Raw genomic sequence first — 23,354 nt, 5'->3', positions numbered from 1 at the left:
GCAGCGATAGCCATCATTATAGTTATAGTTATAGTTATAGTTAGTCAGAGAATGACCAAATAACAGGCATTGATAAATAGTACTTTAATCAATGCCTGTACTTGTTAAATCACGTATCAATATGGTTTAAGGTTTAAATGTACTTAATGTTTAAACGCACTTAATGCTTAAATGGGCTCAGCCCTTTAAATAACTGCCATGTCATCCTATAGACTAATAAACATAATAATAACAAACTGGCAAAGATAATCCCTATTACAGACAGCGTTGATAATAGATTCAATCCCCCTGTTAAACCAGAGTCCCATTCACCACCTAAATATTGATACCCCCCTTGTCCTATTAGATAAAAGAACAAAAAAATGAGCAAGCCGCTCCATGCCCCTTTTAGGTCCTCCTTTGAAGGAGATAAATGTAAGCTGATCGCGGCACATAAATAAGCCCAAGTAACAACATGATAAGGAGAGGCTAAATAAGCGTTTTTAAAGAAGAAAAAAAGATCACCACTTAAAGCAAGTAACGAATGCCAATGAAGGGAATATAAGTCGTTCAGAAGTGTGCTTTGAATGATAAGCAATAAAGTATCGCTATCCTTTAACAATAACAATGTTAACAAATAAATACAGCCTAGCCCGCCGAATAGAGGTGCAATACCGATCAGGAAGTTGCCCAACACTTTCCATAGTTGACGGTTATCGTAGCAGTGTGTCACATAACCTAATGTGCCACGTCGGTCAGGGTTAAATAAAACAATCCGCTGAATCTTATGGCCAAATAAAACACAACACAATGCATGAGACAACTCATGAACAGGCGTACCAATCAAAGCGCTGATGTAGATAAGGCGCCCGCTTAACATGTTATTTGCCAGTACCAACACCCATTTTTGCAAAAGAAATAGGATCCCGACCAACACAAAAAACATCCCCAAATGACCACACAAGGCAGCTAACTGAGCCACAGACCAAGATACCCACTGAAGTGATAGACTATTTATAACATCTAGAAATGCTGCCATTTAATCGAGCCTAATGATAAGTTTGATCACTTTTTAACCCTATATTTGCTCAGAGTCTAGCTGATAAGCTTTGATTCTCGCTACTAAAAAGTCAATAGCGGCTTTCAACTTAGGCACTTGATAACGTTGTTTCTGATACAGCAAATAAATGCCTAAATTTGGGCTCTGTGTAATGGTCAAAGTCGGGGTTATTGAGAGTTCAATTAACTCACCAGAGTGCAAATAATGCGCTAGTGCCCAGCGTGGCATCATTAAAATACCTTTGCCCGCAATCGCTTTTTTCAATAACCAAGGGCCATTATTAGAAATCAACACAGCCGCAGCCGAGACATCCTGCCATTGCCCATTTATTTCGCATAACCAAGGTGTGGGGCCAACGGGTGTTTTAAAATATAATCCATGATGTTGCTGCAAACTCAATGCATCAGTGGGATAACCAAAACGTTCGATATAGTTTGTAGAAGCCACTGCAATAAATTCATTATTCATTAATTTAATGGCAACCACTCGCTCATCTGGCGCATAGCCACCTCGAATAGCTAAATCCACCTCATCGCGAGCGAGGGTACTTAATTCATCACTTAAATTTACATTCAAAGTTATTTGTGGATATAAACTTGAAAACTCATCTAATAACGGTAATAAAATTTGTTCGCCAAAGCCAACTGTTGAAGTGATGTTTAACACCCCCATAGGAGTGGTTTGGTAAGAACGCACAGATTCATCAGTTATTTCCAACGACTTTAAAATATCACTGACTTGATGGTAATAACGTTGCCCAATTTCAGTCAGTGTCACCACACGTGTTGAACGTTTTAATAATGTAGCCCCCAAACTTTTCTCTAAATCCGCAATTCGTCTAGATAAAGAGGAAGGAGGGACAGAAAATAGCGTCGCGGCTTTAGTAAAGCTTCCCGTTTCAACAACTTGAACAAAATATTTAAGGGCTCGTAGTTGATCCATGGTATTCCTTATCACAAAAATATTTGAAACAAAGCGGGCAACATAGCATAAAGAGGCAATGTTACTGCGTTTTATTATTGTCATAAAGACAATAGTAAATACTAAATTGGCTACTATATCTTACCGTTTAAAATTGCCATAATTATTTCACGTTTTACGTTCAATCTTTATTAAAAGGAACAAACAATGACAACATTTACCGCTATTAACTTAATTAAACGCCCTCAAAGTGGTGTAATTGATTCATCAATATTTGACGTTGTAGAAAAACAGATCCCAACGATTGCACCGGGACAGGTTTTGGTTAAACAAAATTACATGTCATTAGATCCTGCTATGTTTGGTTGGATGAGCTCAGATACAAATAGTTATATTCCTCCCGTTGCATTGGGCGATGTTATGCGTAGTTCTGGTATTGGCGAAGTCACTGTTAGCAACCATCCAGATTTTGTTGTTGGTGACCGTGTGATGGGCATGATGGGTTGGCAAGAATATTTTGTCAGTGATGGTGAAGGTCTCAATAAAGTAACCGCACCTTTGCCTGATGAGAGTATTCTCTCTGTTTTTGCATTACCTGGTTTAACTGCTGTACAAGGCTTATTTAATGTCGGTAAACCAAAAAAAGGTGAAACATTAATTGTGACAGGCGCAGCCGGTTCAGTAGGCTCTATTGTCGGTCAACTTGCTAAAGCAGAAGGTTTGCGTGTCATTGGTGTTGTAGGTAGCCAAGAAAAAGCAGACTGGATAGTCAATGAATTAGGCTTTGATGCAGCAATCAATTATAAAACGGATGATTTGGATGCACAATTAGCCGCAGCGGCACCTGACGGTATCGACTTATTCTTTGAAAATACCGGCGGCCCTATTCAACACTTAATCTTTGACCGTATTAATGCGCATGGCCGTGTGGTGGTATGTGGTTTAATTGCAGATTATCATAATGAAGTGCCTGCAGCCGGTCCAAGTTGGTTAAATATCATTAAGCGCCGTATTACTGTCCAAGGTTTTACTATGCCGGATCACTTCCATCAAGTACCAGAGTTATTAGAAAAATTAACCCCTTACGTGATGGCAGGAAAAATTAAACACCGCACACATTTATTGAATGGATTAACTTCTGCCATTGATGGTTTAAATCTTTTCAGCACCGGAGCAAATAAAGGCAAGTTGATTGTTAAATTATAAAATGAGCGTCTTTGATTGTGTGTTAAGGGTTAAATATTAGCTCTTGGCGGGTAATCACCCTAGCCCAAGTCGAAACTCATCAGATTCGCCGTACACTTTGCATGTGCGGCTTTTTATTTGTATTGTTCAAGTAAATAGTAATTAACTCAACTTAAACCATTAAACTAAATAGGAATAATGATGACTCGCAATACTATATTATTTGATATCAATGAAACCGTGCTTAATTTAGATTTATTAAAACCTAAGTTTGCTCAAGCCTTTGGCGATGATTCAGTCAGTTCCCTTTGGTTTGCAACACTGTTGCATTCTTCAACGGTTGCTGCAGTAACGGGACTAAAAACAGGCTTTGCTGCCTTAGCTGCAGATATTTTAGATATCATCGCAGCCCGCAAAGGCGTGACTTTATGCGCGGATGATCGAGATAGTATCCTGGCTACTTTTGCAAGTTTGCCAGCCCATGAGGACATAAAATCTGCATTAACACATTTACGAGAGAATGGTTATCGTACGATTGCTTTTTCAAACTCTTCATTAGCATTAATTAACAAGCAAATACAAAACGCTGGGTTAATTGATTATTTTGATGAAGTCGTTTCAGTTGAAGAAACCGGTAGCTTTAAGCCAGATCCTAAAGTTTATCAATTTGTAGCAGATCATTTAGGTCAGCCTATTTCAGCACTTCGTTTAGTTGCTACACATGATTGGGATACACATGGTGCGATGTCAGCCGGAATGCTTGCCGCTTATATCGATCGTTCTGGTGCCCCCTATCACCCGCAATATTTGAAACCAGTCATTGATGCCACCAATATGAATGATGTGGTTGAGCAGATAATCAGTGAAGACAGCGATAGTAAACAATGAAAATAGACAATCAGAGGCAGGCACCACCATAAGCAGGTAATCATAAACAGGTAACCATAAACAGATAACCATAAACAGATAACCATAGTAAAAAGCGACAAAAACAATTAATAAAAAGCCTTTAAATATTGGTTTTTTATCTATCCTTGTTAAAAGCCACCTGTTCATATTTAACTGAACTGGTGGTTTTATATTTCAATGATGCTATTGCAAATACTCAATGCACTTTAACAGCAAGAGTGGTTATATATACATCTTTTTAAAGCAGCTAATTTAAAATGAAAAACAACGTGCCTACTGTCAATCCACCCATTACATAATTAAAGCGTTTTTTTCGTTTTGGTGTAGTTAATAGTTGAGAAATGGTTACACCAAGATAAGCCCAAAGGCTAATCGCAACAAAACCAGTGGTCGCAAAACAGAGCATGATCCATAACCCAGACTCAATATACTGTTCCCCTGCAATCGTAAAGCTACTGATACTACCAACACACATTGCCCAAGCTTTCGGGTTTACAAACTGAAAGCAGGATGCTGAAAACAGACTCATTGGTTGACTCTCAGTATGTTGGCCTTTAACCTGTAAAGGAGATAACGTTGTAACCTCAGTAGATGCAGTTGTTACTTTCCAGGCTAACCAAAATAAATACAATGAACCGACAACTTTTAACGCTTGATATAACTCAGGATAACGCTCAAACACAACACCAAAGCCTAATAGTATAGATGCTAATAAACAGGCAATACCGATCACAATACCAAAAATATGTGGCAAGGTTTTTTGGTAACCAAATTGAGCGCCAGAGGCAAGTAACATTACATTGTTAGGTCCGGGCGTTACTGACATAACAAATGCAAAGATGGCAATAGCCATCAATAATGATAAATCCATATTAGCCTCCCTTTAGCAGATTGCGGAAATGACTAACAGCAAGATTAAGCAAGTTATTTTTATTTAATTCATGTGTGATCTCTGCTTTGGTTCTGCCTATATCCTGAAGTATAAAATCAGGCAATTTTTGCAATTGTTGACGTGTTTTATAAAGTCTCATCATCGCCCCCATTTTATTTATTTTTTTTTGCATGCCCATTCTCCTTAACAATTACTGTGAATAATCATTGTAAACAAGCCGACAACTCAATACAGATTCAAATAAAATAACTTTGTAGATACAGATAGCCAATACAAATGACTGTATGGCGCACAAAAGAACAAACTGTATGGTTATAATTTCATATTGACAGGTATATTAATACAGATAAAAACATCATAACTGCAACAGTGCGTTTTCATTAAATCAGAAACAACAAGTTGAATTTAGAGTTTCAGCACTTAATGATTGAGGTAGATATTAATAGGAAAGCAAGGATAGCATGAAATTATACGATAAAGTCGCAAAGGGTTTACGTGAAAATATTCACAATGGTTTATTTGTAGCGGGAGATAAATTGCCCTCAATTCGGCAACTGGTTACAGAGCATTGCGTCAGCATTTCTACCGTGCAACAAGCTTATCATCAACTTGAGATGGAAAACTTAATTGAAGCCCGCCCTAAATCTGGTTATTTTGTTGCCTATAAACCCATCGCAGCCACTCTACCAGTGACCTCTCGTCCAGCCCAAAGACCAATCGAAGTATCACAATGGCAACAAGTCCTAGAAGTACTGCTTGCCAAAGAAAATGTTTCTACCGTACAACTGCAACATGCAATGCCTAATATGACAGTGCCCAGTTTGGCCCCACTGTTAAAAAAGATGACATCACTAATGCGTCATCAAGCGTCACTGAGTTTACCCTATGGTAATATTGAAGGCTCATTAGTATTAAGAGAGCAAATAGCTAAGCTCGCTGCTCATTCGGGCTGTGTATTGCACCCGGATGATCTAGTGATCACATCCGGTTGCCAAGAAGGTTTGTCGGTTTGTTTACGATCCGTTACTAAACCTGGTGATGTTGTTGCCGTTGAATCACCGAGTTTTTATGGTTCAATGCAAGCCATTAAAACCGCCAACTTAAAAGCTATAGAGATCCCAACTAATGCTGAAAATGGATTAAGTTTAGAAGCCTTAGAACTTGCACTAGAGCAGTGGCCAATCAAATCTATTTTAGTGACCCCTACGTGCAATAACCCAATGGGTTACAGTATGCCTGAAGCAGCGAAAAAACGCCTTTATCAGCTCGCTCAGAGTTATGATATTACCATCATCGAAGATGATATTTATGGTGATATAAGTTACCAATCTCCCCGTCCTAAAAGTATCAAATCATTTGATGAAGATGGCCGTGTTTTATTGTGTAGCTCATTTTCTAAAACCGTTGCCCCAGGGATTCGTGTCGGATGGATCGCGCCTGGCCGCTACCGAGATAAAGTGACCCACGTAAAATATGTAAGCAGTTCAATGTGCCCAACTTTACCGCAATTGGCGATAGCAGATTTCATTAAAAGCGGAGGTTATGAACGACATACGAGAAAAGTACGGTTATTGTATAAACAAGGACGAGATCATCTTATCAAATGCATCAAACAACACTTTCCTAGTGATACGCGTATCAGCTTTCCGAAGGGAGGTTATATCTTGTGGGTAGAGTTGAATAAACGCTATGACGCAGTAAAACTATCGACACAATGTAAACAAGGTAACGTCAGTATTGCACCTGGCATTTTATTCTCAGCTACTGGCAAATATCGGCATTGTATGCGTCTTAACTTTAGTGAAAAAACAGAAATAGAACGTGAACAAGGTATACAACAACTTGGCTTTTATATCGCGAAACAAGAACAGGATTAATACCCATTCCTCTAGATAGCTGATCACATACTTAATGAAATTGGTCAGCATACAACTTGTTCTTACAGGGTTAGCATGATTAGTTTTTTGATTTTAACTAATTTACAGTTATCATAACGCGATAATTAATATCGCTTAACATTCATAATGGTTAATTTCCCAAAAACTGGGTAACAGCTATACCCGTTATACCTTAAATGTACTTTTACCGCTTGAGGCACCACTCGTTAATGGCCAACAACATCCAAAACATCAAACAAAGCTATGACCATCAAGGTTACTTTGTGATGCGTAACTATTTTAATGAAGCTGAAATAAGTGCATTGAGAGAAGTGATATTGACCTTTCATAATGCATGGAAGCAGGCCAATAAAAGGTTCTACCAAGAAGAGGCATTTAATTCTTCACTGATTACGGGGAGTGAATATTTAAATGATGATGATCGTGTTTCTCTATTTAATTTTATTAGCTCAAATAAAGTAATGGATATGGTTAATACGGTGCTCCCTAATCACCCTGCTTTTATGAATACGCAATTATTCTTTAATCCATACAATCAGCAACAAGAGAACTTTTGGCATCGAGATTGCCAATACGATCACGACCTCGTAGGTCAACAAAAAGCAATTCAAGAAACACAAGTATTACATCTTCGCGTGCCACTATTTGACGAACCAGGCATGGAGCTTGTACCTGGTTCTCACAAACGCTGGGATAGTACTGAAGAGTTGGATGTTCGACTCGCACGTAAACGAAAATTTAGCAGTGATAGTTTATCGACGGGTAAACAAATTGAATTAGCAGCAGGTGATCTATTAGTATTCTCAGCGGATATGATCCATCGTGGTATATACGGTTTAGATCGATTAGCTTTTGATATTTTAGTGTTTGATTCAACAGGCGATTTTGTAGATTATGTTGATGATGACTGTTTGCCCAATGAACAGATGTTAAAACACATAAGTAACCCTAGTTTATTTAACAATACCCTAAGGCTAAAAGCGTTACAGATAGCCAATCACAGCGACCAAGTTCTGGTTTAAAAAGCTTATTTAAGATCAGGGGCAGGATAAGAAAAACAACCCCACACCCAATTTAATGACTTATGACTTAAGCAATAAAAGTAAAGTCTATTTAGTTAACAGCTTAAAATAACTATGATCATTGGTTAGTTAAATTGTGGAAATTTTAACCTGAAGAGAGGACTCATGTGCAATTACAAACACAATTTACGGGATAAGTTGCCTATCCTGATCATAAAGGTGTCGATGTCACCCCACTTTACAAAGATAATCATGAAGAAGTAAGTTTATTGCATTTTTCGCCTCTTAGTGAAATCAGTATGAAGGTTCCGGGAGGCGCAGAGTTACTGGTACTCGCAGGCTCATTATCAGAGCAAAACGATAAATTAATAAAATACAGTTGGTTACGGATACCTGTATCGGCCAATCAATGTTTAACATAAAATAATAAAATCGCCTTTAATATGTCAAGATAACCACTACCCATTAACATATCAAAATAACCACTACCCATTAACATATCAAAATAACCACTGCCCTTTAGCATGTCAAAATAACCACTGAACGTGGCGCTGCTAAGTAACTGTCCTTGAACCAGTGCTTTTTATCTCCTTCAATATGTATATCATTTCCGTCCGACAAAGAGGTATCCACTGCACGTAACCATTTACCATGTCGAGCTTTCGGTAATTCAAATTGTAATGCTTCCCAATAGGCATTAAAAATGACAAATGAAACTCCTCCACAATCTGGGTGTTGGCTTTCTAATGCAATAGAATGTGAATCTTCACCCCAGTTAGGCTTGTTAAGCTTGACTCCATGCCAGCTAATACGAGCCTGTGCAATAATGTCATGCAAAGAGTTACGCTTTGATTCATCAAAACAAACAAATTCCAACATATTGCGTTGATCAAGTAATGCTTTAGTGAAACGAAATTGTTCACTATTTTTTTCTAAGTCACCCCAATCCAGCCAAAAATCAATATTATCCTGGCAGTAACCATTGTTATTGCCTTTTTGTGTTCGTGCTATCTCGTCACCCATTAATAACATTGGGGTACCTAAAGAAAGTAGATTAATCACCATCATATTTTTCATTTGTTGATTACGTAATTTTAAAATATGAGGGTCAGTAGTGTGCCCTTCTACACCATGATTCCAACTAAAGTTATGGTCACAACCATCTCCATTATTCTCACCGTTTTCCTGATTATGTTTATCGTTATAGCTGACCAAATCAGCCAAGGTAAAACCGTCATGACAGGTAATAAAGTTAACCGATTTTGCCGGCTCAAGTGAGCGGTCGCCATAAATGTCCGGACTACCGATTAAACGAGCAACAAATTGCGTGATCATGCCATGGTCACCTTTGACAAAACGACGTACGTCATCACGGAAATGTCCATTCCATTCACGCCAACGCTGCCCTGCCAAACTGCCAACTTGATACAAACCACCAGCATCCCATGCTTCTGCAATTAATTTCACAGGGGCAAGTATTGGGTCAGTATCGATACTCCATAACGTCGGTGGGCTTAGCATTGGATGCCCTGATTCATCGCGCGATAAGATCGAGGCTAAATCAAATCTAAAACCATCAATATGCATTTTTTCAACCCAAAAATGCAAACTATCAATGATCATACGACGCACAACTGAATGGGTACCATTTAGGGTATTACCACAGCCACTAAAATTCATATAATGTTTCTTATCTTGCGATAAAATATAATAATCTGAACTGTCAAAACCTCTAAACGAATAGGTAGGGCCTTGTTTATCACCCTCTGCAGTATGGTTATAAACCACATCTAAAATAACTTCTATATCGGCGGCATGTAATGCTTTAACCATATCTCGAAACTCATTAATAGGACCGAGTAATGATTGGTCAGCACTATATTCACGGTGTACAGAAAATAAAGAGATAGGGCTATAACCCCAATAATTGACTAAACCAGCATGATGCTCACTAGGATCAAATTGATACACAGGCATTAACTCAACAGCAGTGATCCCAAGTTCTTTTAAATAAGGTATTTTTTCTATTATGCCCGCATAAGTACCCCGTTTATCATCGCCGACACCAGAGCTTGGATGACGAGTAAAACCACCTACATGCATTTCGTAAATTACCGTTTTGGCAAAAGTATGGCGTGGATGAAAATCCTCTCCCCAATCATAATCATCGATATCAACAACCACACCCTTTAGGCATTTATCGATATTGGATTGTTTCCCTAGCGCGGCATCTCGACAGAAATTTTTCCCACGCTCTACTAACAACGCATAGGGGTCAAGTAGTACTTTTTCAGGATAAAATTCATTTCTTCTAGAGGGTCTATAAGGCCCGTCCACACGAAAACCATATAATTGCCCTGCTTTCACACCTTTGACTGAAATATGCCAATAATAGGCGGTTCTGTTAGCGACATCAGAAAGTTTAAAAATATGAGAAGGTTTTTTTGCATCTTTATGATCGAAAAAAAGTAACTCAACTGTTTTAGCAAGGCGTGCATAGACACAAAAGTTTGCACCTTCTGATGTAAATGTAACGCCTAATTTGTCAGGAACACCACCACAAGTTAAAAACATATCTTTCTCCCAGATCTTTTACCAATCTCAAATAACTTTACTACGTAAGCATGTTCCTTTGTTATCAATAAAGCAAAAAATAAAAAACAAAAATTAAGCACAGTGAACAAGTATTGAAGATGAGACTTGTTAGTCACATTACATTGATATGATTAAGAAAGATGAGGAAAATTATTATTTTTAAATGGCTAAAATAGGTGAAATAGGTGAAATAGCGTGTATAAGCTACATCAAGCGCCATTAACAATTATTTTTATAAAATTAATGAGTTCACTTGGACTAATCACCAATTTTATTGGAGTCAGCGGAGAGTAGATTAAAATTTTTGCTCAAATAATCATTAACTTGCATATTTTCTATTGGTTTAGAGTATTTATAGCCTTGCACATAATGCACACCAAGTTTCAATAAAGCATCGGCTTGCGCGTCGGTTTCAACACCTTCCGCGACGACTGAGAATCCTAACGTGGCAGCAATATGCATCACTGCAGAAATAATTGCCCCACCATGACAATCTATGTTATCCACGAATGATTTATCTATTTTAACCATATTAACGGCTAAGTTTTGCATCACGGAAAGTGAAGAATATCCGGTGCCAAAATCATCAATCGAGACTTTAATTCCCATTGTTTGAAGCTGCTTAATCTGATTCTCTATAAAGACAATATCAGACGCAAAAACAGACTCAGTAATTTCTATATATAATCGCTCTGGTGCTAATTTACTGGCATCCAATGCATTCTTAACAATACTTATAAACCCAGCATCTTGGAGCTGGATCACCGAGACATTTACACAGACGGCAAGAGATTGCTCGGACTGCCATTGTGTTGCTTGTAAACAAGCGGTTTGTAATACCCACGCCCCAACTTCATGAATCAGCCCATATTGTTCAGCAATACCAATAAAATGATCAGGTGGGATATTTTCTCCATCAATTTGCCACCTTAATAACGCTTCAAAAGAAACCACGTTAAGCCCTTGCGCTGATATAATAGGTTGATAAACCAAACGAAGTTGTTGCATTTCAATTGCTTTAGACAGTCCGTTTTTTAAATGTAGCTCATAGGAATAACGCTTTTCCATTTGCTCTGAAAAAATCCCCACCGTCGATCTCATCTGCTTTTTTTGATAATACATGGCCATATCAGCAAATTGAATAAGACGTTCCTCTGTATTGGCTTGTTGTGGATAAAGCGCAATACCAATGGTCGCACCAACCGACAAAATACTATTTTCAATAGTAATAGGTTGAGACAAAACGTCTATCAGTTGCTTTGCTTTATTAACAATAAGTTCAGTATCATGTTCTTCAAATATAACTAAAAACTCATCTCCACCCCATCGACATAATAACGGGGAATTAAGCATAAATACTTTTAACCGCTCAGACGTTTTTCGTAATACTTCGTCTCCTGCCTTATGACCAATGCTATCATTTATTTTTTTAAAACCATCTAAATCAATAAAAAGTAGTGCAAAAGGCGAGCTGTTGGTTGTTGTCAATTGCTTTAGTTGTTCTAGGAAAGCAGTGCGATTAAATAAGTGAGTTAAAGGATCAAGGTTTGATAATTCATAAATTTTTTGAGTCCGTTGCTTCACTTTTTCTTCCATACGGAGAATAAGGTTGGCATTTTGATTTTTTAAAAAAAGTGTATGTCGCGTAAAATCAGCAGACTTTCTAGCAATAACAATGCTTACTAGAGTAAAAGAGAGCCCTAATACACCGAGTAATTGAAAATTAGATTTATCAGATAAAAGTAGCGCAATTGAGCCCGGTAATAACAATATAAAAGGATAAAAAATAACCGTAAATTTGTGCGCAGTAAGTACAGCAACAGAGCCACCGGCCATAGAAGCAACAGCTATAATAGTTGTTGCTACTTCTATATCCTCATTCATGGTTGTACAATGCACTAAATAGACAGCCCATAAAACTGCAGTTATATTTGCCCCTGTGACAAAAATTAAAACTGATCTTTTACCATCAAACTCGGTACCTTGTAAGCGTATTTTCCAACATGTTACATCGACAAGCCTAACAAAAAGGACAAAAATCATTACGCCCCACCAACCTAGCGTGAAATGGTTAACGGACGGATAAGTAAATGCAAATACTAAAAAGGTAGACGTAATAAAAGTAACAAAAAGACCAGCGAATGCATTGCCATATAATAATATAGCGGCGTCGCGATCCATATCTTTATCAAATTTTGTCGTAGTGTTGGTCACAAAGAAGGCTCGATATTATCTAAAGTATAAATTATTGAATTCAAGTAAGAATATATCAATATACACCATTATTGGTATTTTTTGCTTCCACTTATTCTAAAATATGTAACAAAAGCCAATTCTTTGTATTTATTTTATAAAAATATGTTTTTAAACAATAATTTCCATAATAGTCGCAATGATAATTGCTTGCCTATAAAAAAGATGCAGCGGAAATGAGATGAACCATAGGCAAGTGTGAACGCATGCTTATTATGCATACGTTCAACTATTTTTTCTTTTGTTGGTGATATTATTTACAACCGTTAGTACTCAGGATGCAAAAACCAGTAAGATTGATCAGTTAGTTAGTGGAGTCGGTATTAATATCTCACCTAGAAATTGACCTTGTATTAATAATTCAGTGGATTACATATTTAATACAAACTCATTGATCACTTTGGCAACACCATGTTGATCATTTGTCACGGTAATGTGGTCTGCCACTGCTTTAATATCATCGGTGGCATTCCCCATTGCAACACCTAACCCCGCATATTGGATCATATGAAAATCATTACCTGCGTCCCCCATGCAAATAACCTGTTCGGCAGGAATTGATAAATGATCAGCTAAAGCTTTAACACCAATCCCTTTATTACTGTCTTTATTTAAAAACTCTAAGAAAAAAGGAGCACTTTGCACAATAGTAAACTGCTCATATAAAGCGGCGGGTAATTGCGCAATAGCAGCAGATAATTTGTGAGCATGATCGACTAACATCACTTTTAAAATCGCTTCGTCATCAGCTAACTCTTCAAAATCAAGGAGTGTAATTGTATCGCCATTTATTACTGACTCGTGAGTTGTGTAATCATTGTGAGCAGGTGTGATTAGCCCTTTTTGATGTGAAAAAGCATGAATATTTATATCCAATTGTTTAGCAAGCTTAGCCAGTTGTTTAGCATTATGGCCTGTTAATATCTGGCTACGAATAATGGTTTCGCTTTTTACTTTTTGCACTACAGAAGCGTTATAACTTAATACATAGTCATCATCTGAGACCATATTTAACGCTTCCAGAGACTCTCTCATGCCACTCGTAGGACGACCTGACACTAGGACGACTCGTACTCCTTCTGCTCGAGCAGCGTCAATCGCAGCTTTATTTTCACTAGAAATTTGTTTATCGCTATTGAGTAAGGTGCCATCAAGATCTAAGGCGATTAATTTGTACATATTCACTCCGCTATATTCATACATTTTTATTTGAATAGTTTAATTAAAAGTATTGTTGTTAAAATAAAATACTGACGTTTATCGTCTTGTTGTCAAAAATAATTGTTAAAAACAATTATTGATTCTGTATCCAAGCTAAAACATCAGCAAAACAATAACGTTCTAAGGCTGCAAATCCAGAGAGCTGACGTGCTTTGATACGTGTAAAAATTGGTGTTGTCAGACCACAAAAAAAGCGAGCCTGTAATACCTTGCTATTATGTTCGCCTAATTTACCTGCAATTTCAGCACTCAACTGAGCAGCATTATATTGTTGTAATGGCGTTAAAGCCTCAACAACGGGCATTATTGCAGGATGCCCATCACACACAGAGCAATGCCCGCAGGGCTTTTGTAGGTTGCTGTCAGAAAAATACGTCGCAAGTTGTAAGTTTAAACATTGGTCACTGGCAAAAAAAGCCAACAAGTGATGGATACGTTGAATTTCACTGTTTTCTTTTTGTAAAAAACGTTCTGTTAATTCATCGCGTAAATACTCACTTATTTGTGTTTTATCGACTTTATACACTTGTGTCATTTGTTTTGTTTGTAACTCGATCAAACCTTGTTGATCTAAATAATCGATTGCCGTTAAGACTCTGCTTCTTTCACATTGATAGGTTTGCTGCATTTTTTCAAAGTTCAATGTGTGCCATGTACGTGCTTTATCCGAGGTCGCTAAAATAGTTTGTACAAACTGTGCTCGCTCCCCATTAAAGCGGTTAACTAGGTCAGCTTCAGGAACTAATAATTTATATTTATATTCTGCATAATAGCTATAGGCAGGTTCAATTACATGCTCTAGTTCTAAGTAAACGAGTAACGTCTTTAACGCTAATAAACGAATATTAGATTGTGTAGAAAGGCTGTTCATCACCACTTCCCACTGGCCCTGGGTTTGGCCTATTTCATTAATAATAAAATCAATCGCAGTGCCTTCGGGAGTATCTGCATAAACAAAGTTTTCTAATACATTGAGGTTATTTTTATTCGCTAACACTAAACATTCAGATCGTTGTCCATCTCTTCCTGCGCGACCAATTTCTTGAGCATAGTTTTCAATAGACTTGGGTAAGTCATAATGCACCACAAAACGTATATCACTTTTATCAATGCCCATTCCAAATGCTATCGTAGCAACAATAAGCGGTAATTTACCAGCCATAAACAGTTGCTGAATACCTTGTCTTTGTTCGTTGCCTAATCCGGCATGATAAGCGGTTGCAGCAATCCCCTGTTGGCTTAATGCTTGCGCTACCTGTTCTGCTGTTTTTTGTAAAGTCACATAGATAATGCCCGCGGTTTGTTGACGAGTACTTAACCAAGGTATTAATGTGGGTAATTTGTCCTCTTCATTAACACCAATTACATTCAAATCTAGGTTAGGACGGTATGAGCCTGTTAACGTGATATTAGTCAGCGCAATATCAAACTTTGCGGCCATATCTTCAATTACTTTGTGCGTTGCAGTAGCAGTTAACAGTAATACTTGTTGTATCGCAAATTCTTCTCGATAGCTGGCTAGTTTCAGATAATCAGGTCTAAAGTTATGTCCCCACTCACTAATACAATGCGCTTCATCGACCACCAATAACGAAATAGGCACTTTCTTTAAAAATGCCCTAAAACGCTCACTGTTCAGACGTTCAACGGAAATAAATAAAATATCAATCTCTCCGCTTGCGACATTTTTGTAGACCTGTGCAGATTCAGCTGGACTCTGCATTGATTGAATACTCGCCGCAGCGATCCCTTTACTGTGTAAAAAATCCAGTTGATCTTGTATCAATGCCAATAAAGGAGAAACCACTAACGTAAGATGAGGAAGATGTAATGCAGGCAATTGATAACATAACGATTTACCTGAACCAGTAGGGAAAATAGCAGCGGCACTGTGGCCATCTAATAACGCTTGTATGACAGGTTCTTGACCAGGTCTAAATTGACTAAATCCAAAATATTGTTGTAATGATGCATGCATAATAATGAGGCCTAAATAATATGAGAGCGTATGCTGGTAACCGATTAAGACTTATCGCGAGGTTATTTTCCACGCCATATACTGAACTATCTAAATTTATAGTCAGAGCTATTTAGATAACTTTTTACAGCACTAAAGAAAGAACCAAATAAACAGCGAAATAAAGAAGCCATTAATTACGGTTAACTAAGCAAATACAGTATTGCACAATTAATTGATTCTATGATAAATCATACAACCTATCATTCCACTGCTTCTGATGTATTTTCATTGTGATCCAACACTTTCTGTAACAAAACCTCTAATTGCGATGTTTCATCTTCAGATAAACCTGCCAGTAACGATTGTCCTTGTAGGTGCAATGTTGGCATGATCGTTTCTACTAGTTTTTTGCCCTTATGATTCAACTGCACTAGCTTGCTGCGTTTGTCTTGTGGATTTTCTAAACGCTCAATTAAACCAGCGTTTACCAAACGCACTAATACCTTGGTTAATCCCCCTGAACTATAGAACATACTGTGATAAAGCTCTGTTGGCGATAAACAGTGTGGTGCAGGGCTTCGTCTTAAGGCCGATAACACCCCAAAATCTGCTTGTTGTAGTTGAAACTTTTCGACACATTGTTCGACATCGTTGTTAAAAAGGTTATGAATACGTGCCACCTTTAATAAGGCAAATGACATCGTCTTAGCGCATTCTGGCCAGTTCTCTTTCATTCTTAACTCAATTTCTCGTACACTATTCTTCACCAGACTTCCTTTATGCAGACTATTCGCAAACTTGCGCCAATATATCTTGCTAGAAAGATATGATCCACTTATTATCTTCCTAGCAAGATAAAATAGAGGTCAAAATGATACAAACACAAAAAAGATCAGTCAGTATGGCATTAGTGGTGACATTGTCATCTATTTATGCCGTTTCTCCCTTTGCTATCGATAGCTACCTGCCTGCTCTGCCTATTATTGCTGAAGAAATGCAAGTTGACATTTCAATGCTCTCTGTGACCGTTAGTTTATACATTTTTGGCCTTGCAATAGGACAGCTCATTGGTGGTCCATTATCTGACCGACATGGCCGCTTACCTATCATGATCTTAGGGTTAGGTATATTTGCCTTGGCGAGTTTACTACTAACAACCAGTACGCATATTAGCGTGTTGTGGTTATGGCGAATATTACAATCCATAGGAGGAGGTATTGCTATTGTAGGTGTGCCCGCGACAATTCGAGATAACGCTGAGGGTAGAGAGGCAGCTAAACTATTTGCCTTAGTCTCATTAATTATGATGATCGCCCCTTCAATTGCACCGACCATCGGAAATTTAATTTTGTCATTACATAATTGGCATTGGGTTTTCTATTTTATGACGATTGTTTCTTGTTTTGCTATCTTGATGGCGATCAAGTTTGTACCCCATCAATCATTGAAACAGAAAAGAGAACTAGCGATCACTACCGAACGTAGAAAAGGTATTCGTTTTATTGATGTGTTTAAACATAAACATGCCATGGGGTATATGATCGCACAAGGCTTTGCCTTTGCCGTTATGATGACTTTTGTGACTAATTCGGCAATGATTTACATGGGTGTTTTTGAAGTAAGCAGTGATGTTTTTTCGATGTTATTTGCAGCCAATATTGCTGGGTTAATTGTGATTAACCGTTTAAATAACTATTTATTAAACCGTTTTGAACCCGCTGCATTATTACGTTGCTTTTTAACCATGCAAGTAACCGGCGGGGTTTTATTAGTTATATCCAGTTTATTAGTAACGAAGAGTTTACCCTTTACAGCGATTGCTTTCATTATAACGATCAGTGCAAATGGCGGCGTTATGGCAAACTCTAATGCATGCTTTTTGAAACACTTTGGCAAGGATGCAGGCACTGCTTCGGCAGTATTAGGCGCCTTTCAATGTGCAATGGGCGCAATCATTAGTGCCTTTGCCGCTTTTGTGAGTATGGGGTATCTGCAACCCGTGGTAATCATTATGTTGATCTCTTCTTGTATTGCTTTGACTGCCGTCATCCGTAGTAACAAACAAGCACAAATAACAGATGCATCAACAATACAAGTATCCGATGTGAAATAACGTTAAGCTAAACGAGTGCCGTCTGCTATATCCAGATCCGGTGCAGCTAAAACAACCGCACCATCAGGCCGATGAAAACCAGTCACTAAACACTCAGACATAACCGGACCAATCTGTTTTGCAGGAAAGTTAGTCACTGCCATTACTTTTTTACCCAGTAATGTTTCTTTTGTGTATAACACTGTAATTTGTGCACTGGATTTTTTAACACCCAGTGCTTCTCCAAAATCAATATGTAAAATAAACGCAGGGTTTCTCGCCTTAGGGAAGTCTTCTACCTTAATGATGGTACCTACTCGTATTTCAACACGTTGAAACTCATCCCAGCCTAAATCATTCATATTTCATTCCTTTATTATTTAATTTTTCCTTAAAGCCAATTTCATTAAGTATACGATCCATTATTGGCAAGGAGAAATGCCATCAATGTAATGCAGATACTACGTAAAATGGTGGTTCCCTTTGCAAATATTTTACGCAGAAGTGCTCTGATTTAACCTACAAGAATGATCAGCTATTTCGAAGAATTGGGACATGTTTCATTACTAAGAAGCAAAGCAATCACTTTATGTCATTAAGTATATTTGATCGACCTTGTATGCTCCGCTTTAGATGATTGAGTTACTAAAGTGACTTGATTAAAGCTATGTAATTAAGTCGAACTTATCAAATCTTACTTAGAAAGTGACCATAATAGATCTTTTCACCAACCAATGACTCTAATGCTTTGGTACTTGGAAAAGTGGGCCATTTTAACGCCGTAGATTTAACCGCTTGTTGATCAACCCAAGTGAGTTGCCAACAGATCTCATCTTCCACACCGGTTTTTTGCAGTATATCGTAAGAAGTGATCAGGGTTTCATTGGCATTAATTTCATTAAAAATTAACAGGCTCAATTCAATCACTTTGGGAATGTTTTGTTGTTCTACTTTAAAAATGGCAACTTCGTGACAAAGGCTCATGGGCTTCCTTTTATAGATAATAGGGATAAAATCAACGAATCGAGGGCAGTGTCATGATCGCAAAAAATATACTAGAAGCAATGACGTACTTACAGTAAAAGAGACATAAATCGGTATCAAGAAGTCCTTACTAAAAATTATCACACAAAGAAATCAATACTTTTTTTCCTCTGTTATTGCTCTTTTTTATCATATTCATCGGCGACAATTTTTTATTTAAACCTTCATAACCGAGTGTGATTTTTTTAACCGCAGCTTCATCTAAAGACTTGAACGCCATCGACCACTCAGGGAATGCTCTTTCTTCAATATGTCCTTCATAAAAAATATTTACACGAGTATGTCGTTGATCTTCACATATAGTTTGATACAAGGCTTTAACAGCGCTTTCATCGCCTTCCAATATTTGCATTATCTCTCGATCATGATAAATCATCATCCCGGTGATCCCCAGTTGCTGATTTTTAATTCGTGCCTTGAGCAAAATATCCATAAGTTCATCTTCTGATAAACACTGCGGGGCAACACTGGTATAAAGTAATTCAAACATACATATTAACCTATTGATAATAATTTAAAGGCGACGTAATTTAGAGGCGATACTAAAACACTTAATAGTCAGTGATTAATGCCGTTATTTTATTCATAAATCTCTAATGGCAACCCATCAGGGTCACTAAAAAAAGTATATTTTCTATTAGTAAACTCATCAACTCTGATAGGTTCAACCTCAATCCCCTCGGCTAATAGATATGCTTTAACCGATTCCACACAATCTACACTAAAGGCTATATGTCTAAGCCCTAATGCTTCAGGGTAACTTAGTCGCTCAGGAGCATTATTAAAAGAAAACAGTTCTATTTGCCCTCCATCAGGTAATTGAAGGTCAAGTTTATAAGAATCACGTTGCTCTCGGTAATTTTCTGCGATGATCTCTAGCTTTAAAATTGAAGTATAAAAATGCTTTGAGGCTGTATAATCCGAGCAAATAATAGCGGCGTGATGAATTGATTTAAGCATTGAAAGAAAACCCCATAAAGTTAATTTTTGCTAAGTGTCGTATTTCAATTGCACTTAGGTGTCGTCTGTTGAAATGACAACACTACTGGTAAACCCATCAAAAATAACCGTTTAAAAAGACAGCTTGATTAATGAACATATATTAAAGAAAGTTAGATTTACAATAAACTACAATGTCATTAGCCTAGTAAACTAAACTAAACTATTAAAGTAAGCTATCAAACTAAACTATCAAAGTAAGCAGGTTAAATAAATAACTCAACCTTTCTACAAAATCTGAATGCAGTCTCTTGAATCACATTAACATCTGTTCTTAAAGAAACAGTAAACAGACTGCGATAAAACCAACACCAGCGACCTAAAAGCTAAAAAAGCCAACATCAATCCATGCCTCGTGGATATATATTCAACATATCAATCATCGTATCTAATGAAACTCTTAATTCATCAAAACCTGCAGCAGGTGGCGGTGATAATAAACCACAATCATTAAGTGCCATAACCTGGTCGAACTTAAAATCATTGTGAGGATAATGATCTTCGAGACTGTCAACTAATAACGCTTTTTTCTCATCAAGTTTAACTTGTACTTGGTTTGCTAAAGCTTTGTCACCACCAACGCGCGCTAATACATCAGGGTCAATAATTTCAGTTTGTATATAGCGGTTAAAATTTTCTAAGCCTGTGCGAATTAGGGTTAATCTTTTTTTGTCATACTTAGGTGGAGGTGAGGCAATGTTACCTTCAACAAAATCAAGCCAACTTTGACAGATGAACATTTTATTAAGTAACTCTGTAGCGGTGGTTTGCTGCACATTAAACACAAGAAATAGCGATAATATAAATTTTTTCAAGGTAGCGATCCTTCTATTAAATCTCTAAGCCGAGATGATTTTTAAAAAATAATGATTGCTGATCATTGCATTTATATCAACAACACCATTATTTTCTATTCCATGTGCAAATAAAGGTAGCAAAAGTAACCACTTATTCAACCAACTCATAATGATTTAATGATATTTAGCACAACTTAATGATAGTTTTAATCGCAGAATGAGGATTACGGCGAGCAATAGTCGCCGTTTTAATGCAGGTTATCTTTTTGGGAGGTGTAATAAACGAAGGGCTAAACTCGTTTATTACTGAGTAAAAAGATAGCTTTGTTGGGCCGTATAATAATCATTCTTAAAGGCTAAACTTCCCCACATCGCATTAGCGTGTGCACGAGTAATAATACTTTGTTGTACAGGATGCGCAGTCACTGACTCTAGGATAGGATCATAACGGTAAGAAGCAATCGCTTTACCTGGGCGAAAAACCACCACTTGATTATCTTCTGTCATCCAAGCAAAGTCATTACCGCGCTGCATCATCGCACGTTGTTTTTCTACGGGAAGCACTTTAGTTAAATCATGCCCAATAATTGGGTTCTGGCTATTAATTCCCGCTAATGATAACAAGGTAGGAACCAAATCAAGTTGGCTCACTAAACGACTATCCGCACGATGTTCGATACCACCACCAAATATAACCGCAGGGATTTTAAAATGACCAATAGGAACGGTTAAAGCGCCACCTGCACTAGCGTCGTGGTCAGCCACCACCACAAATACGGTGTCATTCCAGTACGCTGACTTTTTAGCTTTTGCAACAAACTGACCCAAGGCAAAATCCGCATATTTAACGGCATTTTCGACACTCTGTTTAGGTTCGTTATACAAGCTAATTTTGTTATCTGGATAGTCATAAGGCGTATGATTAGATGATGAAAAAACAAGGCTGAAAAAGGGTTTACCTTGCTCAGTCAACGCTGAAAACTGTTGATCTGCTTTCTCATATAAATCTTCATCACACGCTCCCCAAGAACCCACAAAAGCTGGAGACTTAAAAGTAGGAAAATCTTGCATATCAACGAACCCATTTCCTAGGAAAAAGCTTTTCATATTATCAAAATGGCTTTCACCGCCATAAATAAACTGCGTGTGATATTGCTGTTCTTTTAATAAATCAGCAATGCTAAAAAAGTTAGTTTGGCTTTTCCCTAGCTTAACGACAGAGCGTGCTGGTGTGGGGGAGAACCCCGTCGTCACCGCTTCAATGCCACGTACTGAGCGAGTTCCAGTTGCGTAGAGACGTTCAAATCCCCACCCTTGTTGGTACAATTTATCTAAATTAGGAGATAAATCCTTACCACCAAGACTTTTTACATAACGTGCACCATGGCTTTCTAATAATAAAATAACGATATTTTTGGGTTTACCTTGATAGGAAGCAACATGGTTCGCCAGCGTAGGTTTAACATCTTCAACAAAAGCAGAGGAATCAATATTCATTGAAGCTCTTACTTCCGAAATAATAGTGGCAGGATCCATTTTAGGATAAAAATCTTCGGCACTTTGCTCACTCGTCATTTGTTTAATAGCAAACATTAATGAATAAGCAGAATTCAAGGTTAAATCATTGATTAATGGGTCGCTCGAAAAGGCAACCATTGAAGGGTTTAATGGGCGATGTCCTAATGTTGAACGGCCCCCCATCACACACATCGCTACCACAACAATGGCAATAACAGGTCGCCATTTCCAATTAGGATAAGTAAGCCCTTTTGTAACAGAACCACTCAACTTCCAGCCTATTATTAGTGCCAACACTGAGGCAAGTAATGCGATTAATAACTCAATTTTATAACCACCCCACAGCATCGAGAGCACTTCTTTGGGATAAATTAAATACTCAATAAACAACCTATTGGGACGTAAGTCATATTCAATAATAAAAGCTGGCGTGACCACTTCCATATAAACAATCAACCACAAACCAAAAATTATCCACCCTCTTAATAGCCAAATACACACTTGACCCAATACATGTTTACCCGATAGCAAACTCATCAATAATGCAGGTAAAACAAGCAGGTAACTGATTGAAGCAATATCTATTCTAAGGCCACGACTAAAAACAAGTAGCCACCCATCTGCCTCGCTCACTCTATCGAACTGCCAAATAGACAAACTTAAACGTGACACAGTAAAGATCAACAAGATAACTAAGCTGGTAATCAAAATGGGATAAATCGGACCTAATTTTGCTTTTAAACGTTGCATTTATTTCTCTTAATTATTATCAGTCGAATTGAAAAACACCGTTTTTTTTCAAAACGGTAGTTAACCTTAACTAACCGGCTTAATGATTTAAATCAGTTCAGATAAAAAGTTTACTTCCTTTTAAAACAAAAGGTTGAAAGCTTAGCAGAAGAAAAATAAGATTTAAAAAAAGAGCTTAAGGATTGTGTAAAAGACGTAAAAAATGGCTTTAGCGACAAATGTATGGAAGCACAAAACCAAGCAATAACGGCCAGCAACA

The 23,354-nt window shown here is 37.5% G+C and carries 20 protein-coding genes; 5 read left to right on the top strand and 15 right to left on the bottom strand.

The window, feature by feature from the left end; genetic code table 11:
• Positions 1 to 160: 160 nt before the first annotated feature.
• A complete protein-coding gene (locus H592_RS0104400) occupies positions 161 to 1,018 on the bottom strand; it encodes a hypothetical protein (protein ID WP_028867707.1) in 858 nt (285 codons plus the stop codon).
• 39 nt (positions 1,019 to 1,057) lie between these two features.
• Positions 1,058 to 1,981: a LysR family transcriptional regulator gene (locus H592_RS0104395; protein WP_028867706.1), complete on the bottom strand. Its 924-nt coding sequence runs from the start codon at positions 1,979 to 1,981 to the stop codon at positions 1,058 to 1,060.
• A 186-nt stretch (positions 1,982 to 2,167) separates the two neighbouring features.
• Here H592_RS0104395 and H592_RS0104390 point away from each other — a divergent pair, with 186 nt between their 5' ends.
• Entirely contained in the window at positions 2,168 to 3,166 is a 999-nt protein-coding gene (locus H592_RS0104390) for an NADP-dependent oxidoreductase (RefSeq protein ID WP_028867705.1), read from the top strand.
• A gap of 180 nt (positions 3,167 to 3,346) precedes the next feature.
• The gene (locus tag H592_RS0104385) at positions 3,347 to 4,033 is read left to right on the top strand and encodes a haloacid dehalogenase type II (protein WP_028867704.1); all 687 of its coding nucleotides are present in this window, start codon (positions 3,347 to 3,349) and stop codon (positions 4,031 to 4,033) included.
• A 268-nt stretch (positions 4,034 to 4,301) separates the two neighbouring features.
• Here H592_RS0104385 and H592_RS0104380 read toward each other — a convergent pair whose 3' ends face one another.
• Together H592_RS0104380 and H592_RS0104375 are read right to left on the bottom strand one after the other, a co-directional pair.
• Positions 4,302 to 4,925 carry a LysE family translocator gene (locus tag H592_RS0104380; RefSeq protein ID WP_028867703.1) on the bottom strand — a complete coding sequence of 208 codons (624 nt, stop codon included), beginning with the start codon at positions 4,923 to 4,925 and terminating at the stop codon, positions 4,302 to 4,304.
• Position 4,926: 1 nt separating this feature from the next.
• The gene (locus H592_RS0104375) at positions 4,927 to 5,118 is read right to left on the bottom strand and encodes a DUF1127 domain-containing protein (protein WP_028867702.1); all 192 of its coding nucleotides are present in this window, start codon (positions 5,116 to 5,118) and stop codon (positions 4,927 to 4,929) included.
• A 289-nt stretch (positions 5,119 to 5,407) separates the two neighbouring features.
• Here H592_RS0104375 and H592_RS0104370 point away from each other — a divergent pair, with 289 nt between their 5' ends.
• Positions 5,408 to 6,823 (top strand): aminotransferase-like domain-containing protein, encoded by a 1,416-nt coding sequence (locus tag H592_RS0104370; RefSeq protein WP_028867701.1) that lies wholly within the window; start codon positions 5,408 to 5,410, stop codon positions 6,821 to 6,823.
• Between the two features lie 230 nt (positions 6,824 to 7,053).
• A complete protein-coding gene (locus H592_RS0104365) occupies positions 7,054 to 7,866 on the top strand; it encodes a phytanoyl-CoA dioxygenase family protein (protein WP_028867700.1) in 813 nt (270 codons plus the stop codon).
• Positions 7,867 to 8,385: 519 nt separating this feature from the next.
• Here the strand turns inward: H592_RS0104365 and glgX are convergent.
• The 5 genes from glgX to H592_RS0104335 form a co-directional block, all read right to left on the bottom strand.
• Positions 8,386 to 10,440, bottom strand: coding sequence for a glycogen debranching protein GlgX (gene glgX / locus H592_RS0104355; protein WP_028867699.1), 2,055 nt, complete (start codon positions 10,438 to 10,440; stop codon positions 8,386 to 8,388).
• Between the two features lie 279 nt (positions 10,441 to 10,719).
• The gene (locus H592_RS0104350; RefSeq protein ID WP_028867698.1) at positions 10,720 to 12,675 is read right to left on the bottom strand and encodes a putative bifunctional diguanylate cyclase/phosphodiesterase; all 1,956 of its coding nucleotides are present in this window, start codon (positions 12,673 to 12,675) and stop codon (positions 10,720 to 10,722) included.
• Positions 12,676 to 13,083: 408 nt separating this feature from the next.
• The gene (locus tag H592_RS0104345; RefSeq protein ID WP_028867697.1) at positions 13,084 to 13,893 is read right to left on the bottom strand and encodes a Cof-type HAD-IIB family hydrolase; all 810 of its coding nucleotides are present in this window, start codon (positions 13,891 to 13,893) and stop codon (positions 13,084 to 13,086) included.
• Positions 13,894 to 14,008: 115 nt separating this feature from the next.
• Entirely contained in the window at positions 14,009 to 15,913 is a 1,905-nt protein-coding gene (locus tag H592_RS0104340; protein WP_028867696.1) for a RecQ family ATP-dependent DNA helicase, read from the bottom strand.
• 242 nt (positions 15,914 to 16,155) lie between these two features.
• Positions 16,156 to 16,662, bottom strand: a complete 507-nt coding sequence (locus tag H592_RS0104335) for a MarR family winged helix-turn-helix transcriptional regulator (RefSeq protein ID WP_028867695.1) — start codon at positions 16,660 to 16,662, stop codon at positions 16,156 to 16,158.
• Positions 16,663 to 16,766: 104 nt separating this feature from the next.
• On the opposite strand from H592_RS0104335, the gene H592_RS21470 reads away from it, so the two are divergent.
• Entirely contained in the window at positions 16,767 to 18,008 is a 1,242-nt protein-coding gene (locus H592_RS21470) for a multidrug effflux MFS transporter (protein WP_051368975.1), read from the top strand.
• Positions 18,009 to 18,010: 2 nt separating this feature from the next.
• Here the strand turns inward: H592_RS21470 and H592_RS0104325 are convergent, their stop codons facing one another.
• The 6 genes from H592_RS0104325 to H592_RS0104300 form a co-directional block, all read right to left on the bottom strand.
• Entirely contained in the window at positions 18,011 to 18,349 is a 339-nt protein-coding gene (locus tag H592_RS0104325; protein ID WP_028867694.1) for a tRNA-binding protein, read from the bottom strand.
• A 325-nt stretch (positions 18,350 to 18,674) separates the two neighbouring features.
• Positions 18,675 to 18,971 (bottom strand): hypothetical protein, encoded by a 297-nt coding sequence (locus H592_RS0104320; RefSeq protein WP_028867693.1) that lies wholly within the window; start codon positions 18,969 to 18,971, stop codon positions 18,675 to 18,677.
• Positions 18,972 to 19,101: 130 nt separating this feature from the next.
• The gene (locus H592_RS21465; protein WP_051368973.1) at positions 19,102 to 19,521 is read right to left on the bottom strand and encodes a BLUF domain-containing protein; all 420 of its coding nucleotides are present in this window, start codon (positions 19,519 to 19,521) and stop codon (positions 19,102 to 19,104) included.
• A gap of 89 nt (positions 19,522 to 19,610) precedes the next feature.
• Positions 19,611 to 19,991 carry an SMU1112c/YaeR family gloxylase I-like metalloprotein gene (gene gloA2 / locus H592_RS0104310; RefSeq protein ID WP_028867692.1) on the bottom strand — a complete coding sequence of 127 codons (381 nt, stop codon included), beginning with the start codon at positions 19,989 to 19,991 and terminating at the stop codon, positions 19,611 to 19,613.
• Positions 19,992 to 20,371: 380 nt separating this feature from the next.
• Positions 20,372 to 20,845 carry a hypothetical protein gene (locus tag H592_RS0104305; protein ID WP_028867691.1) on the bottom strand — a complete coding sequence of 158 codons (474 nt, stop codon included), beginning with the start codon at positions 20,843 to 20,845 and terminating at the stop codon, positions 20,372 to 20,374.
• A gap of 285 nt (positions 20,846 to 21,130) precedes the next feature.
• Positions 21,131 to 23,095 (bottom strand): LTA synthase family protein, encoded by a 1,965-nt coding sequence (locus tag H592_RS0104300; RefSeq protein ID WP_028867690.1) that lies wholly within the window; start codon positions 23,093 to 23,095, stop codon positions 21,131 to 21,133.
• Positions 23,096 to 23,354: the final 259 nt, after the last annotated feature.

Origin of the sequence: Psychromonas arctica DSM 14288, assembly GCF_000482725.1 — a bacterium.
In the GTDB taxonomy this organism is placed as follows: Bacteria; Pseudomonadota; Gammaproteobacteria; order Enterobacterales; family Psychromonadaceae; genus Psychromonas; species Psychromonas arctica.
The sequence above is the reverse complement of the archived record's forward strand: the minus strand, read 5'-3'. Positions and strand labels throughout refer to the sequence as shown.